At 73.9% G+C, this 13658-nt stretch carries 13 protein-coding genes; 4 read left to right on the forward strand and 9 right to left on the reverse strand.

Annotated elements, in window-relative coordinates; all coding sequences use genetic code 11:
* Positions 1-3 precede the first annotated feature (3 nt).
* Entirely contained in the window at positions 4-909 is a 906-nt protein-coding gene (gene sigJ / locus AB0927_RS32600) for an RNA polymerase sigma factor SigJ (protein ID WP_366671394.1), read from the reverse strand.
* Between the two features lie 106 nt (positions 910-1015).
* On the opposite strand from sigJ, the gene AB0927_RS32605 reads away from it, so the two are divergent.
* Together AB0927_RS32605 and AB0927_RS32610 are read left to right on the forward strand one after the other, a co-directional pair.
* The gene (locus AB0927_RS32605; RefSeq protein ID WP_366671395.1) at positions 1016-1378 is read left to right on the forward strand and encodes a hypothetical protein; all 363 of its coding nucleotides are present in this window, start codon (positions 1016-1018) and stop codon (positions 1376-1378) included.
* A 110-nt stretch (positions 1379-1488) separates the two neighbouring features.
* Entirely contained in the window at positions 1489-3030 is a 1542-nt protein-coding gene (locus AB0927_RS32610; RefSeq protein WP_366671396.1) for a glycosyltransferase family 39 protein, read from the forward strand.
* A 257-nt stretch (positions 3031-3287) separates the two neighbouring features.
* Here the strand turns inward: AB0927_RS32610 and AB0927_RS32615 are convergent, their stop codons facing one another.
* Positions 3288-3980 carry a metal-dependent transcriptional regulator gene (locus AB0927_RS32615; protein ID WP_366671397.1) on the reverse strand — a complete coding sequence of 231 codons (693 nt, stop codon included), beginning with the start codon at positions 3978-3980 and terminating at the stop codon, positions 3288-3290.
* 219 nt (positions 3981-4199) lie between these two features.
* Between AB0927_RS32615 and AB0927_RS32620 the strand changes: the two genes are divergently transcribed.
* A complete protein-coding gene (locus AB0927_RS32620) occupies positions 4200-4955 on the forward strand; it encodes an SIS domain-containing protein (RefSeq protein WP_366671398.1) in 756 nt (251 codons plus the stop codon).
* Between the two features lie 24 nt (positions 4956-4979).
* On the opposite strand, the gene AB0927_RS32625 is transcribed toward AB0927_RS32620, so the two are convergent.
* Entirely contained in the window at positions 4980-6380 is a 1401-nt protein-coding gene (locus tag AB0927_RS32625; protein ID WP_366671399.1) for a PAS domain-containing protein, read from the reverse strand.
* Positions 6381-6846: 466 nt separating this feature from the next.
* A complete protein-coding gene (gene pdxH / locus AB0927_RS32630; protein ID WP_366671400.1) occupies positions 6847-7533 on the reverse strand; it encodes a pyridoxamine 5'-phosphate oxidase in 687 nt (228 codons plus the stop codon).
* Between the two features lie 131 nt (positions 7534-7664).
* On the opposite strand from pdxH, the gene AB0927_RS32635 reads away from it, so the two are divergent.
* The gene (locus tag AB0927_RS32635) at positions 7665-8765 is read left to right on the forward strand and encodes a citrate synthase 2 (protein ID WP_366671401.1); all 1101 of its coding nucleotides are present in this window, start codon (positions 7665-7667) and stop codon (positions 8763-8765) included.
* 31 nt (positions 8766-8796) lie between these two features.
* On the opposite strand, the gene AB0927_RS32640 is transcribed toward AB0927_RS32635, so the two are convergent.
* The 5 genes from AB0927_RS32640 to AB0927_RS32660 all read right to left on the reverse strand — a co-directional run bounded on the left by AB0927_RS32640 (position 8797) and on the right by AB0927_RS32660 (position 13652).
* Positions 8797-9828 (reverse strand): 2-oxoglutarate and iron-dependent oxygenase domain-containing protein, encoded by a 1032-nt coding sequence (locus tag AB0927_RS32640; protein ID WP_366671402.1) that lies wholly within the window; start codon positions 9826-9828, stop codon positions 8797-8799.
* A 255-nt stretch (positions 9829-10083) separates the two neighbouring features.
* Positions 10084-10656 carry a hypothetical protein gene (locus AB0927_RS32645; protein ID WP_366671403.1) on the reverse strand — a complete coding sequence of 191 codons (573 nt, stop codon included), beginning with the start codon at positions 10654-10656 and terminating at the stop codon, positions 10084-10086.
* Between the two features lie 86 nt (positions 10657-10742).
* Positions 10743-11345 (reverse strand): TetR/AcrR family transcriptional regulator, encoded by a 603-nt coding sequence (locus tag AB0927_RS32650; protein ID WP_366671404.1) that lies wholly within the window; start codon positions 11343-11345, stop codon positions 10743-10745.
* Between the two features lie 4 nt (positions 11346-11349).
* Positions 11350-12087, reverse strand: coding sequence for an enoyl-CoA hydratase family protein (locus AB0927_RS32655; RefSeq protein WP_366671405.1), 738 nt, complete (start codon positions 12085-12087; stop codon positions 11350-11352).
* Positions 12084-13652: a 4-coumarate--CoA ligase family protein gene (locus tag AB0927_RS32660; RefSeq protein WP_366671406.1), complete on the reverse strand. Its 1569-nt coding sequence runs from the start codon at positions 13650-13652 to the stop codon at positions 12084-12086. The genes AB0927_RS32655 and AB0927_RS32660 overlap by 4 nt, the downstream gene beginning before the upstream one ends.
* Positions 13653-13658 lie beyond the last annotated feature (6 nt).

Raw genomic sequence — 13658 nt, forward strand, 5'->3', positions numbered from 1 at the left:
CTCCTAGGGCCTGCCGTCCGCCGTCCAGGGCCGCAGTTTCTCCGGGTTCCGGACGACCCAGAGCCGGGACACGCGGCCGTCGGCGACCTCGAACGAGGCGACGGTCAGGACGACCCCGGCACGCCGGGCCACCAGGCCGGGCGTGCCGTTGACCGACCGCTCCAGGAGTTCCAGCCCGGGGGCCCGGTCGGCGATCGCGACCATGTACTGGGCGATGCGCGCCCCGCCCTCGACCGGGCGCAGGGCGGCACCGGCGACGCCGCCGCCGTCGGCGGTCATCACGGCGGCGGGATCGAGGATGCCGACGAGCGCCGCGACGTTCCTGGCCTCCCACGCCTCCTTGACCCGGCGTACCGCCTCGGCGTGCCCGGCGGCCGGCGCCGGGGTCCGGGTGGCGTCCACCCGCCGCCGGGCGGAGGTGGCGAGCTGTTTGCAGGCCGCGGGGGTGCGGCCGAGGACGCCGGCGATGTCGGCGAAGGGGTACCGGAAGACGTCGTGCAGGACGAACGCCACCCGCTCGGCGGGCGTCATCGACTCCAGGATGACCAGGAAGGCCATGGTCACCGACTCGTCCAGGACGATCTGGTCGGCGGGATCGGTGCCCCGGCGGACGCCGTGCTCGTCGCGGTCGGGCAGCGGGTCGGGCAGCCACGCGCCGACGTAGCGTTCCCGCCGGGCCCGTGCCGAGCCGAGCACGTCCAGGCAGACGCGGCCGGTCACCGTCGTCAGCCAGGCGCCGGGGTTCACGATCTCCGCCCGGCGGGCCCCCGGCAGCGCGTACCAGCGCGCGTAGGCCTCCTGGACGGCGTCCTCGGCCTCGGCCAGTGAACCCAGCAACCGATAGGCCACGTTGATCAGTTGGCGCCGCTCGCCGGCCGTCTCCTCGATGCTCGCCCCCGCGGTCCCCATACCCCCGGCCGCCTCCTCGCCTTACCTTTCGCGGGCCCGTGTCGTCGGGCTGGTTGGACCTTACCGATCCGATCCACCGCCTGCGGGCGGAAAAGGGGGGCGTGACATGGCCGACCAGCCGGCAGCACAGCGCGGATTCTCGTTTCTGCGGGTCTCGATAGCCCTGCAGACCCTGACCATCTTCCTCCAGGCGGTCTCCGCCGGACTGCTGTTGACGGCGTCCTACGGGGAGACGCTGCACAGCGTCGGCGCCCGCGTGATGTACGGCGCGTCGATGCTCTACGTGCTCGCGGCGGTGCTGGCGTGGAAGCCGGGCGGCGGCTCGCTCCGGCCCGTCTGGCAGGCGACCGGATTCCTCGTCCTCGCCTCGGTCCAGGTGGTGCTCGGCATCGCGCACGTCCCGGCGGTCCATCTCCCCCTGGGCGTCCTGATGTTCGGGCTCAGCGTGCTGGCGCTGGCCCGCCGCTGAGCCCGGTCCGCGCCGGCCTTCACCGGGCACCGGCGGGATGCGTAGGGTACGTGCCACCCAGGGACCGCGCGACCGGTGTGGCCGGGGGGCCGGGACGGGGGTGTCGGGGGATGGCGGACGCGACGGCCGTGAGACCCGCGGGGGAAGCCGAAGGCGTCGGCGGCGGACGGCTCGCGCCGTTGGACCGGCGGGCGTTCGCCGTCGCGGGGGCGGTGTTCGCCCTGCTGATGGCGTTGTCCTCGCGCTACGGCTTCCACCGCGACGAGCTGTACTTCCTCGACTGCGCCCGGCATCTCCAGGCGGGTTACGTGGACCAGCCCGCGCTGGCGCCGCTGCTGGCCCGCCTCTCGCTGGAGCTGTTCGGGGTCTCGGCGACGGGCCTGCGGCTGTTCCCCGCGCTGGCCGCGGCGGGCACGGTGCTCGTGGGCGCCCTGACCGCGCGGGAGTTCGGCGGCGCACGGCGGCCACAACTGCTCGCGGCGGTCGCGACCGGCACCATGCCGGTGCTGCTGGGCAGCGCGCACATCGCCAACACCACGTCGTACGAGATGCTGGCGTGGGCGGCGATCGCGCTGGCGGTCGTACGCATCGGGCGGACCGGCGACACGCGCTGGTGGCTCGCCGCGGGGGCGCTGGTCGGCGTCGGCGCCGAGTTCAACCACCTCGCGGCGGTCTTCGGGGCCGTCCTGCTGGCGGCGGCGCTGCTCGGCCCGGCCCGGCGGACCACGGCCGACCGCCGGCTGCTCGCGGGCGCGCTGCTCGCCGTGCTGCCGGTGCTGCCCGATCTGTGGTGGCAGTCGCGGCACGGCTGGGCCATGTTCGAGATGACGCGGGCGCTGAACGCCGAGCACGGCGGTCCGGGGAACATCGTCACCTGGATCGTGGGCCAGTTCGGCATGTCCTGCCTGGCGCTGGCGGCGCTGTGGATCACCGGACTGCGGTACCTGTGGCGGTCCGGACGGCCGCTGTGGCAGTGCCTGGTGATCGCGTACGGCGTGCTGTTCGTGCTGTTCGCGGTGACGACCGGGGCGCAGGTGTACTACCTGGGCGGGCTGTACGTGTGCCTGCTGGCGGCCGGTGCGGTGGCCCGCGACGGGACGCTGTACGCCGACCGGAAGCGGCTGCGCGGCCTGGTGGCCGGCACCGCCGTCTCGACCGCGCTGGCCGCCGTGATCGTGCTGCCGGTGCTGCCGCCGTCCGACGTGGCCTGGACGTACGGCGTCAGCACGAACTCCGCGGAGAGCCAGGGCTGGCCCCGGCTGGTCGGCACCGTACGGCAGGTGTGGAGCGGGCTCCCCGCCGAGCGGCGCGCGCACGCGGTGATCTTCGCGGCGGACTACGGCGAGGCCGGCGCCGTCAGCGAGCTGGGGCGCGGCGCCGGGCTGCCGACGGCCGTGGGGGCGCAGAACAGCGACTGGTGGTGGGGGCCCGGCGACGCGCACGCCACGACGGTGGTGGCGATCGCGCCCGGCCCCGGACACCTCCCGGGGTACGAGGCCAGGCTGCGCCGGTACTTCCGCCGGGTGCGGGTGGCGGCGACGCTGACCGGCGGGGACGTGCCCAACATCGAGCGGGGCGGGCACGTGTACGTGTGCACCGGGCCCCGGCGGGCGTGGGGGGAGATCTGGCCGGAGCTGCGGATGTACGCGTGACGGACGCGCCACCCGAGGGGAACCGGCGTTCGGAAATACCGCCCCCGCGGGCAACACCCCTCGTTCGAGTGACAGCCGGTCAGGAATGATCGCCGCGTGCGAGGGGATCTTTCTGGCGGGAGGCGGACCGCTCGGGGAAAAGCGGTCCGAGGGGGACTGACCCTGAGAGCTCGGGGCTCCGGGTCAGCACAGGGGAGGACAGGCCCCGGCGCCGAAAGGCGCCGGGGCCCTCTGTCGTCCCGGGGACCCGGTGCGGCTCAGCGCTTGGCGACGAACACGTGGGAGGCGATGTCGGCCTCCAGCTCGGCCGCCTCGCCGCCGCTGCCGACCAGCACTCCGCCGGGCGACTCGGTCACGCTCACCACCGAGCCGGGCTGCACCCCGGCCCGGCGCAGGGTGTACATCAGCTGCGCGTCCATCTGGATGGGCTCGCCGATCCGGCGCACGACGACCGTCTTGCCGTCCGTGCCCGTGTCCAGGTCGGCGAGCGAGACCATGCCCTCGTCCAGGAACGGGTCGGCGCCGTCCTTCTCGCCCAGCTCTTCGAGGCCGGGGATCGGGTTGCCGTACGGCGACTCGGTCGGGTGCCGCAGCAGCTCCATGACGCGGCGCTCGACGGCCTCGCTCATCACGTGCTCCCAGCGGCAGGCCTCGGCGTGCACCTGCTCCCACTCCAGGCCGATCACGTCGACCAGCAGGCACTCGGCGAGGCGGTGCTTGCGCATCACGCGGGTGGCGAGCCTGCGGCCCTCGCCGGTCAGCTCCAGATGGCGGTCGCTGGCCACCGAGACCAGTCCGTCGCGCTCCATGCGCGCCACTGTCTGGCTCACCGTCGGCCCGCTCTGGTCCAGCCGCTCCGCGATCCGGGCGCGCATGGGGACGACGCCTTCCTCCTCCAGTTCGAGGATGGTGCGGAGATACATCTCCGTGGTGTCGATCAGTCCGGACATACGTGCCCCTCGATTACCTCTGCCGGCACCCGGCGCGTGCGCTGGCCTCGATTTCCAATTCTGCCGGATCCGGCAGACAAGCGGGCGGCACCGGGGGAACGGGGGCGGGTCCGGGCGCCGGGCGCGGCCGCGAACCCGATCAGGCGGCGGCCGTATTGACACCGCAGTGGTCCAGACCGCACCGTGATCCGCGACACAGACGCTGCGAAGGGGCACCGCATGAGCGACGGCACGCCTGCCGACCTGTTCTTCGACGCCGCCATCAACCTCCTGCAACGGCTCCGGGAGGAGGAGGCCGAGGCGATCGAGTCCGCCGCCGCCCTCCTCGCCGACACCGTCGCGTCCGGCGGCCGCCTGTTCGCCTTCGGCGCCGGTCACTCCTCCCTCGCCGCCCAGGACGTCGTCTACCGGGCCGGCGGCCTCGCCCTGATGAACCTGCTCGCCGTGCCCGGCGTCGTGGGCGTGGACGTCACCCCCGCCACCCTCGGCTCCGCCCTCGAACGCGTCGACGGCCTGGCGAGCGCCGTGCTCGACACCTCGCCGCTGCGCCCCGGCGACGCCCTCGTGATCATCTCCCTGTCGGGCCGCAACGCCCTGCCCGTGGAGATGGCCCAGCGCGCCCGCGCCCTCGGCATCAAGGTGATCGGCGTGACCTCGGTGGCGTACGCGGCGCAGACGACCTCCCGGCACGCCTCGGGCACTTTCCTCAAGGACCACTGCGACCTCGTCCTCGACTCGAAGATCGCGGTCGGCGACGCGGAACTCACCCTCGACACCATCCCGGCCCCCTTCGCCCCCGCCTCCACCGTGGTCACCACGGCGCTGATGCAGGCCGTCATGGCCACCGCGGCCGCCGCCCTCGCCGACCGCGGCATCGAGCCCCCGCTGCTGCGCTCCGGGAACGTGGACGGCGGCCACGACTGGAACACCCGTGTGATGGACGAGTACGGCGACCGCATCTTCTACCGCCGCTGAAGGTCCCGCCGCGGCCCGCAGGGGCTACCGCGTCGGCCCGGCGAGGTCCAGGGCCGCCGCTATCCGCAGCGCCACGTCCTCGGCGTACGACGCGTCGGAGCGTTCGAAGGGGGTGCGCGCGGCGCCGCGCAGGAAGGTCACGACGCCGAGCGTGCGGCCCCGGCTGCGCAGCACCGCGCACAGGGCGTGCACCGCGTCGCCGGGCCACTGCCGGCGCAGCGCCCACTCCCGGGCCAGCTCGGGCGGCACCGACCCGGCGTCCGCGCGTACACACCCGGTGCGCTCCACGCAGCTCAGCGCCGGGTGCCCCGGCTCGTAGCGCACCGGCAGCCCGGCGGCCCCGGTGAGCACGCTCGGCCCCGGCGCCCCGGCGGGCGTGGCGGCGAGCCGTACGAGCCGTACCGCCCCCGCTCCCCCGGGACCCGGTGCGCGCGGCGCGTCCGCGAGCCGGTCGATCAGGGCGTGGTCGGCGAACCCGGCGAGGGCGTAGTCGAGATGGACGGTGGCCGCCTCCCGCGGGTCCTCGCACTCGGCGGCGGCGCGGGCCGCGCGGTGCAGCTGCTTGGTGCGGAAGCGCAGCAGCGCGGCCTCCTGCTCGCTCCGTCTGGCCTCGGTGACGTCCCAGAAGAGCCAGCCGACCCCGAGCGGCACGGGCTCCTCGGCGAGCGGTGAGGCGAGCGGCAGGAAGGCGTTGCGCCAGCACCGGCGCTGCTCGCCCTCGGCGGGGGTGCGCACGGTCACCCACACCTCGGCGGGCGCGGGCGGCGCGCCCTCGGCGAGCACATGGGTCAGCGCGGCCTCCAGCTCCTCCACGCCCTGCGTGAGCAGCTCGCCGAGCGGCCGTCCCAGCGCGGCCGAGCGCCCGGTGCCGAGGGCCCGCGCCGCGTGCGCGTTGACGACGGCGGGGCGCAGGTCCGCGTCGACGAGCACGACCCCCCACTCGGCGTCCTCGAACAGCGCCTCGCTCAGCGCGATCGAGCGCTCCAGGTCGATCTGCGCGTGCACCTCGCTGAAGGCGCAGTACACCCCGGCGGGCTCCCCGCCGGGCCCCCGGACGGCGGCGGACTGGGTGCGCACGAGAACCCGGCCGCCGTCCTTGGTCAGCAGCGCGAACTCGTGCACCTGCCGGCCCTGTGCCCGCATCGCCGACAGCAGGCGGGCCTGGACGTCCTCCGCGTCGGCGCTGCGCACGGCCCATCCGGCGAACCCGTGCCGCCCCACCGCCTCCTCGGCGCTCCAGCCGAGGATCCGCGCGGCCTCGCGGTTCCAGTGGGTGACGACCCCGTCCGCGTCGAAGGCGCACAGCGCCGCGTCCATGCCGTCCAGCAGCGCGGCCAGCAGATCGGCCCCGCCGGGCTCCCCCGACGCACCGGGCTCGTCGGGCCCCAGTTCGTCGGTGGCCCCACTCCGCCGGGAAGCACTCACCTGGACCCCCTGCACGCTGCGTCGGCGCATGTAAGGCGCCCGTTCCGCTCACTGCCCCTTATTCAACTCGAACGTGACGCAGCCCACATCCTGTTCCCTCAAGACGGACCGAATCAACCCCGGGTCCACCTGCCGGACCGCCACCGGCACTACTCACCCGTTCGGGCGATCCGTAACCCCCCGGCCGGTTCCCCGAAAAAAACAGTTGAGCGCTTCCCCGCCGGTTCCTAGGCTGTAGGCACACGGAAGGGAGGTGGTTCGGCAAATGTATGCACACCGGACGCGTGAGGTGGCTGCGGGCTAGCGGCTCGTCACCACGCTCGATGCGGTGCCGGACCAGCACGTGAGGGATGCGTGCAGCCGGCCCAATCCCAAGCAGTCACCCGACCCGCGGGCTGCCGGTACGTCCGGCCGGCTCCTCCTCGGAGGAACCCAGCCCGCGGGTCGTCTGCGCTCTCCGGGCCCCTCAGGGGCTGAGCCGGTCGACCTGCCAGGTGCCGTCCGGGCGGGCCGTGTAGCGCAGGCGGTCGTGGAGCCGGTTCTCCCGGCCCTGCCAGAACTCCACGGTGTCGGGTGCGACCCGGAACCCGCCCCAGTGCGGGGGCACCGGGACCTGCTCGCCCTCGGGGTAGCGGGACTCCAGACCGGCGTAGGCGGCGTCCAGTTCGGCGCGCGAGCCGAGCACCGTGGACTGCGCGCTGGCCCAGGCGCCGAGCTGGGAGCCGTGCGGCCGGGTGCGGAAGTAGGCCGCGGTCTCGTCCCGGCCGGTGCGCCGGACGCCGCCCGTGACGATGACCTGGCGGGCCAGCGGATGCCAGGGGAAGAGCAGCGAGACGTGCGGGTTCGCGGCGAGGTCCCGGCCCTTGCGGGACTCGTAGTTCGTGTAGAAGACGAAGCCCTCGGTGTCGAACTGCTTCATCAGGACCGTGCGCGAGCTGGGCCGCCCCTCGGCGTCCGCGGTGGCGACGACCATGGCGTTCGGCTCGTAGAGCGTGCCGTGCAGGGCCGCCCGGGCCGCGTCCTCGAACCAGCGTGCGAACTGGTCCATGGGGTGCGTGGCGAGGTCCTGTTCGGCGAGTCCGTCGGCCCGGTACTGCTTGCGCATGGCGGCGGGGTCGAGGACGGGATCCAGGAGCGGTTCGCGGTCGGTCACGCGGTCATCTTGCCGTATCTACTGTGTCTGGCACTCAGTGTCGTCAAGTCTCTCCAAGCGAGACATACGGGGTTATCGTGCTGATTCCAGGCCCGTCCAGAGCCGCGCCGCCCAGCACGAGGAGCCGCCTGATGTCCGACTTCGTACCCGGGCTCGAAGGAGTCGTAGCGTTCGAGACGGAGATCGCCGAACCGGACAAGGAAGGCGGTGCCCTGCGCTACCGGGGCGTCGACATCGAGGACCTGGTCGGGCACGTCTCCTTCGGCAACGTGTGGGGCCTGCTGGTCGACGGCTCCTTCAACCCCGGACTGCCGCCCGCCGAGCCCTTCCCCATCCCGGTCCACTCCGGCGACATCCGCGTGGACGTGCAGTCCGCGCTCGCCATGCTCGCCCCCGTCTGGGGGCTCAGGCCGCTGCTCGACATCGACGAGGCACGGGCCCGCGAGGACCTGGCGCGGGCCGCCGTCATGGCCCTGTCGTACGTCGCCCAGTCCGCGCGCGGGCAGGGCCTGGCGATGGTGCCGCAGCGGGAGATCGACAAGGCCGGCTCGGTCGTGGAGCGGTTCATGATCCGCTGGCGCGGGGAGCCGGACCCCCGGCATGTCGCGGCGGTCGACGCGTACTGGACGTCGGCCGCGGAACACGGCATGAACGCGTCCACGTTCACCGCGCGGGTCATCGCCTCCACCGGCGCCGACGTCGCCGCGGCGCTCTCCGGTGCCGTCGGCGCGATGTCCGGGCCGCTGCACGGCGGCGCGCCCTCCCGGGTGCTCGGGATGATCGAGGAGATCGAGCGCACCGGGGACGCGGAGGGCTACGTCAAACGGGCCCTCGACCGGGGGGAACGGCTCATGGGGTTCGGCCACCGGGTGTACCGGGCCGAGGATCCGCGGGCACGGGTGCTGCGGCGCACGGCGCGGAAGCTGGGGGCGCCGCGGTTCGAGGTCGCCGAGGCGCTGGAGAAGGCGGCGCTGGAGGAGCTGCACAACCGCCGGCCGGACCGGGTGCTGGCCACGAACGTGGAGTTCTGGGCGGCGATCATGCTGGACTTCGCCGAGGTGCCGGCCCACATGTTCACGTCCATGTTCACGTGCGCCCGGACCGCCGGGTGGTCCGCGCACATCCTCGAACAGCGGCGCACGGGACGGCTGGTGCGGCCCACGGCCCGGTATGTGGGACCGGGACCGCGGGGACCGCAGGACATCGAGGGGTACGCGGACATCGCCGGGTAGCGGGGCGGCCGGGGCGCCGCCCGGTAGACGCCTAGGCGGGCGTCAGCAGGGCGCCGTGATGCCGTTCCGCCACCAGCGGATGGGCCCTCAGCTTGCCCTTCAGCTCGTTGTAGCCGTACTCGGCGAACAGGGGGTTCGTCGGGTCGGTCGTGACGCCCGGGGCCTGGGCGGCGTGCGGGAAGGGGAGCGGGGCGACCCGCCCGTCCAGGCGGGGGTTGTAGAAGAACGGCACCGAGAACCGCTCCGTCGCCCCGGGCGGGCTGACCACGCGGTGGTTGGTGGCGAGGAGGTAGCCGTTGGTGGCCACCTCCAGCAGTTCGCCGAGGTTGACGACGAAGGCGTTCTCCAGCGGCGGCACGTCGTGGAAGCGGCCGTCCTCGCGCTGGACCTGGAGGCCGCCGACGGTGTCCTGGAGGAGCAGGGTGAGGAAGCCGTAGTCCTTGTGGGCGCCGACGCCCTGGTCGGCGCCGTCGCCCGCGCTGCCGGGGTAGCGGACCAGCTTGAGCTGCGGGTGGGCCCGGTCGCCGAAGATCGGGTCGTAGAAGCCGGCGGGCGCGCCGATGGCGGTCAGCAGTTCGTGCAGCAGGCGCTGGGCGACCGCGCTGAGCCGGTCGATCCAGGTCAGGGCCGCGGTGCGCAGCTCGGGCAGGGCGGCCGGCCACTGGTTGGGGCCCTGGAGCCACCAGTACGACGGCTCGTCGGGGCCGGGCACACGGGCGGGGCGCTCGGCGCCGATGTCGAGCTGGTCGCGCCAGTCGCGGGCGCCGCCGGTGCGCTCGTCGCCGGTGCGCGTGTAGCCGCGGAAATGCGGGGAGTTGACGTTGTCCAGCGCCAGCCGGTCCGCCTCGGGGAGGTCGAAGAAGGCACGCATGGCGGTGAGCAGCGCCTCGGTCTCGGCGGCGGTGACGCCGTGCCCGACCAACTGGAAGAAGCCGACGTCGTGCGCGGCGCTGTGCAGCTGGGCGTGGAGCAGGGCACGGCTGCGGGGGCCGCGGTCGGCGGCCGAGAGGTCGATGACGGGCAGCTGGGCGTACGACGTGGTCGTCGCGGTGTGCGAGGTCATGGTGTGTCCGCAGGGTGTACGGGGCACGGGCGGCCGCAAGGGGTACGCGGCCCCCAGGTGCCGAACAAGGAAGAATGCAGAGCGAGTTGGGGGCTGGATCAGGCGGCGCGGCGCCGACAGCCCATGCTCGTGACGCGCACGTAGTCCACGTGGCGGCGTCGGACGAGCATCGGAAGCATGCGCCCAGAGTACTGCGCGCGACCGGATCGGGATGTGGTCCGCCTCACTGCCGGAGCGCCGGTCGCGAGGCCGCTTTCAGAACTTGCCCCACACCAGCGTGGTGCGGTGCCCGCCCAGCGCCTCGGTGACCAGCCCGCGGAACGCCGCCCCCAGTTCCGGCCAGTTCCAGAACTCCAGGCCCAGGTACCCGAAGGCGTAGTAGTCGCCGGCCCAGATCCACTCGGGCAGCGGCACGGTGGCGGCGCAGCCGGGGCACGCGACGGCCGCCTCGCCGGTCTCCTGCCAGCGGCCGATCGCCCGCGCGTACGGCTCCCAGGCCGCGTCGATCCAGTCGTACTCGTCGGTGAGCAGCCGGGTGGTGGCCGCGCAGCGCGGGCAGCGCACCCACTCGGCCTCGCCCTGGCCGCCGTGGAAGACCGTGCGCCCGGTGTGCGGGGTCAGGCCGTCGGTCGGCGTCCAGTCGGGGTCTTCCGGGCCGGTCGCCTTGTGCCAGTGCGGGCCGGGCAGGTGCTGTCCGAAGGGGCGGCCGGTGCGCTCGGGCAGCACGATGCCCTCGGTCACGAGCAGGCCGAGCACCCGCTCGGTCAGGTGCCGCGCGTCGGCCGCGGTCGCGTCGAGATCGACGATCGTCTGGAAGTGGTCCCCCATGCCCGCCACGTTAACGGGCCCCACCGACAACGGGCCCGCCGGAGATGGGCCCGTCGGCGATGGGTCGACAACAACGGGCCGGCGGCTCAGGCGAGCGACGCCTCCACGAGCTTCGCCCACTGCGCCACGACCCGTTCCCGCCGGGCCGTGTCGTCCGTGAGGACGTTGGCGAGGCCGAGGCCGCGGGCCATGTCGAGCAGTCCCTGGACGGTCTCGCGGGCGCCGGGCCGGGACTCGTCGGCGCCGAGGAGGTCGACGGCGATGCGATGGGTCTCGCGGCCGACGCGGGCCTCCAGTTCGGTGACCTGGCCGCGCAGTTGCTCCTCGTTGGAGGCGGCCACCCACAGTTGCAGGGCGGCCCGGAAGAGGGGGCCGGTGTAGAGGTCGACCAGGGCGCCGACGACGGCCCGGCGGTCGCCCGCCGCGCCGTCCGGGAACAGTGCGCGCAGGGCGGTGGAGCGCTCTTCGGCGACGTACTCGACGGCCGCGGTGAACAGGTCCTCGCGGGTCGGGAAGTGGTGCTGGGCGGCGCCCCGGGAGACCCCGGCGCGCTCGGCGACGACGGAGACGGTGGAGCCCGCCCAGCCGTGTTCGGCGAGGCAGGCGACGGCGGCCTCCAGGAGCCGCTGCCGGGTGGCCCGGCTGCGGTCCTGCTTGGGCCGCCGGTCGCGGTCCGCCGTGGTCCTCATCTGGTCACACCACCCATGCCGGATCCCGTTTCTCCAGGAAGGCCGTCATCCCCTCCCGGGCCTGGTCGGAGGCGAACAGCCGGGCCGAGAGCGCGGTCAGGGCGGCCGCGTCCCGGTCGAACGTCTCCAGCACCCTAGCCGTGAGCAGCCGTTTCGTCTCCGTCAGGGCCTCGGGCGCGGACCGGCGCAGCCCGTCCAGGACGGGCGCCAACGCCTCGTCCACGTCCTCGGCGGCGGCCGTGAGCAGACCGGTGCGGACGGCCTCGTCGGGGCCGAAGCGTTCGCCGGTGAGGTAGTAGCGGGCCAGGGCGCGCGGGTCGGTGCGCGGCAGCAGCGGCAGCGAGATCACCGCGGGGGCCACCCCGATGCGGACCTCGGTGAAGGCGAAGGTGGCCGCGGCGGAGGAGAAGGCCAGGTCGCACGCGGCGAGCAGCCCGAGGCCGCCCGCGCGGACGTGTCCGGTGACCCGGGCGACCACCGGTCTGGGCAGTTCGACGAGTTGCCGCAGCAGCCCGACCAGCGCGTCCGGGCGCGGCGGTTCGCGCAGGTCGGCGCCGGCCGAGAACGTGTTGCCGGTGTGGGTGAGGACGACGGCCCGTACGTCCGGGTCCTCGCCGCACTCTGCCAGCGCGTCGGCGAGGCCGGCGACGAGGCTCGCGGACAGCGCGTTGCGCGTGCCGGTGGCGTCCAGGCTGAGGGTCTCGACGCCGCGGGTGCGCGAGCGTCCTATGGCGGTGGTCATGTGCGCTCCCTGAGCTGTCGCCGCAGGATCTTCCCGGAGGCGGCGCGCGGCACGCTGTCGGTGAAGGTGACCTTGCGGACGCGTTTGTACGGTGCGACGCGCTCGGCGACATGGAGCAGCACGTCGTTCTCGGTCGGCTCGTCGCCATCGGACCGGCGGACGACGAAGGCGTGCGGCACCTCGTTGCCGTCCTCGTCGCGGGTGCCGATGACGGCCGCGTCGGCGATGCCGGGATGGGTGAGCAGCAGGGCCTCCAGTTCGGCGGGGGCCACCTGGAAGCCCTTGTACTTGATGAGCTCCTTCACCCGGTCCACGACGAACAGCCAGCCCTCGGCGTCGACTCGGCCCACGTCCCCGGTGTGCAGCCAGCCGTCCGCGTCGATCAGCGCGGCGGTGGCCTCCGGCCGGCCGAGGTATCCCTTCATCACCTGCGGCCCCCGGATCAGGATCTCCCCGGCCTCGCCCGCGCCGAGGTCCCGGTCCGGGTCGTCCAGGGAGACGATCCGCATCTCGGTGCCCGCGATCAGCTTGCCGACCGTCCCGGCGGGCGCCTCGTGCAGCCGGTCGAGGGGGACGACATGGGTGCCCGGGGAGAGTTCCGTCATGCCGTAGGCCTGGCCGATCGGGGGCAGGCCGAGGCGGTGCGCGCAGGCACGGGCGAGCCCGGCGTCCAGCGGGGCGGCGGCGCACAGGACGTACTTCAGGCTGGAGAGGTCGTAGCGGGTGACCGCCGGGTGCTTGGCGAGGGCGAGGACGACCGGCGGGGCGACGTAGAGGCCAGTGATGCGGTGCTTCTCGATCGCGCCGAGGAAGGTCTCCAGCTCGAAGCGGGGCAGCACCACGACCGTGGCGCCCAGGCGCAGGGGCGCGTTCATGAGGGCGGTCAGACCATAGATGTGGAAGAACGGCAGGATGGCGAGGATGCGTTCGCCGGGCGCCGTGGGCGCGACCGACTCCAGCTGGGCGAGGTTGGTGGCGATCTGCCGGTGGGTGAGCATCACGCCCTTGGGCACCCCGGTGGTGCCGGAGGAGTACGGCAGCGCCGCGACGTCCTGTGCCGGGTCGAAGCAGATCTCCGGCTCGGGTGCCGTCGTGCCGAGCATGTCGATCAGCGAACGGTGCCCGGAGGCGCTGTCGCACACGAAGATCTCCCGTACGCCGCCCGCGAGTTCGGCGGCGCGGCGGGCGGTGGCCAGCAGCGGGGAGACGGTGACGAGCCAGCGGGCCGCGCTGTCCCGTAGCTGCTTGGCCAGCTCCTGGGGGGTGGACTGCGGGTGGACCGTGGTCACGGTGGCGCCCGCGCGGGTGGCGGCGTAGAAGGCGGTCGGGAACGCGATCGTGTTGGGGCTGTGCAGGGCGAGGACATCGCCCTTGCGGACGCCCGCGTCGGCGAACGCGGCGGACAGCCGCCGGTGGAACCGGTCCACCTGCTCGTACGTGAGCGTGGTCCCGTCCGTGCCGTCGACGAGGGCGGGCCGCTCGCCGAATCGGGCCGCGTGGCCCAGCACGGCTTCGTGGATGGGGAGTTCGACGGGCGGGACGTCTGCGTACTCGCTGTGGAACACGGTTCC

This window comes from Streptomyces sp. NPDC048106 (genome assembly GCF_040706415.1).
GTDB lineage: Bacteria > Actinomycetota > Actinomycetes > Streptomycetales > Streptomycetaceae > Streptomyces.

Coding starts and splice junctions, on each gene's coding strand:
- AB0927_RS32615 (WP_366671397.1), bottom strand. CDS start 3,980: ATGTCCGGACTGATCGACACCACGGAGATGTATCTCCGCACCATCCTC.
- AB0927_RS32620 (WP_366671398.1), top strand. CDS start 4,200: ATGAGCGACGGCACGCCTGCCGACCTGTTCTTCGACGCCGCCATCAAC.
- AB0927_RS32605 (WP_366671395.1), top strand. CDS start 1,016: ATGGCCGACCAGCCGGCAGCACAGCGCGGATTCTCGTTTCTGCGGGTC.
- AB0927_RS32655 (WP_366671405.1), bottom strand. CDS start 12,087: ATGACCACCGCCATAGGACGCTCGCGCACCCGCGGCGTCGAGACCCTC.
- AB0927_RS32640 (WP_366671402.1), bottom strand. CDS start 9,828: ATGACCTCGCACACCGCGACGACCACGTCGTACGCCCAGCTGCCCGTC.
- AB0927_RS32610 (WP_366671396.1), top strand. CDS start 1,489: ATGGCGGACGCGACGGCCGTGAGACCCGCGGGGGAAGCCGAAGGCGTC.
- sigJ (WP_366671394.1), bottom strand. CDS start 909: ATGGGGACCGCGGGGGCGAGCATCGAGGAGACGGCCGGCGAGCGGCGC.
- AB0927_RS32635 (WP_366671401.1), top strand. CDS start 7,665: ATGTCCGACTTCGTACCCGGGCTCGAAGGAGTCGTAGCGTTCGAGACG.
- AB0927_RS32650 (WP_366671404.1), bottom strand. CDS start 11,345: ATGAGGACCACGGCGGACCGCGACCGGCGGCCCAAGCAGGACCGCAGC.
- AB0927_RS32645 (WP_366671403.1), bottom strand. CDS start 10,656: ATGGGGGACCACTTCCAGACGATCGTCGATCTCGACGCGACCGCGGCC.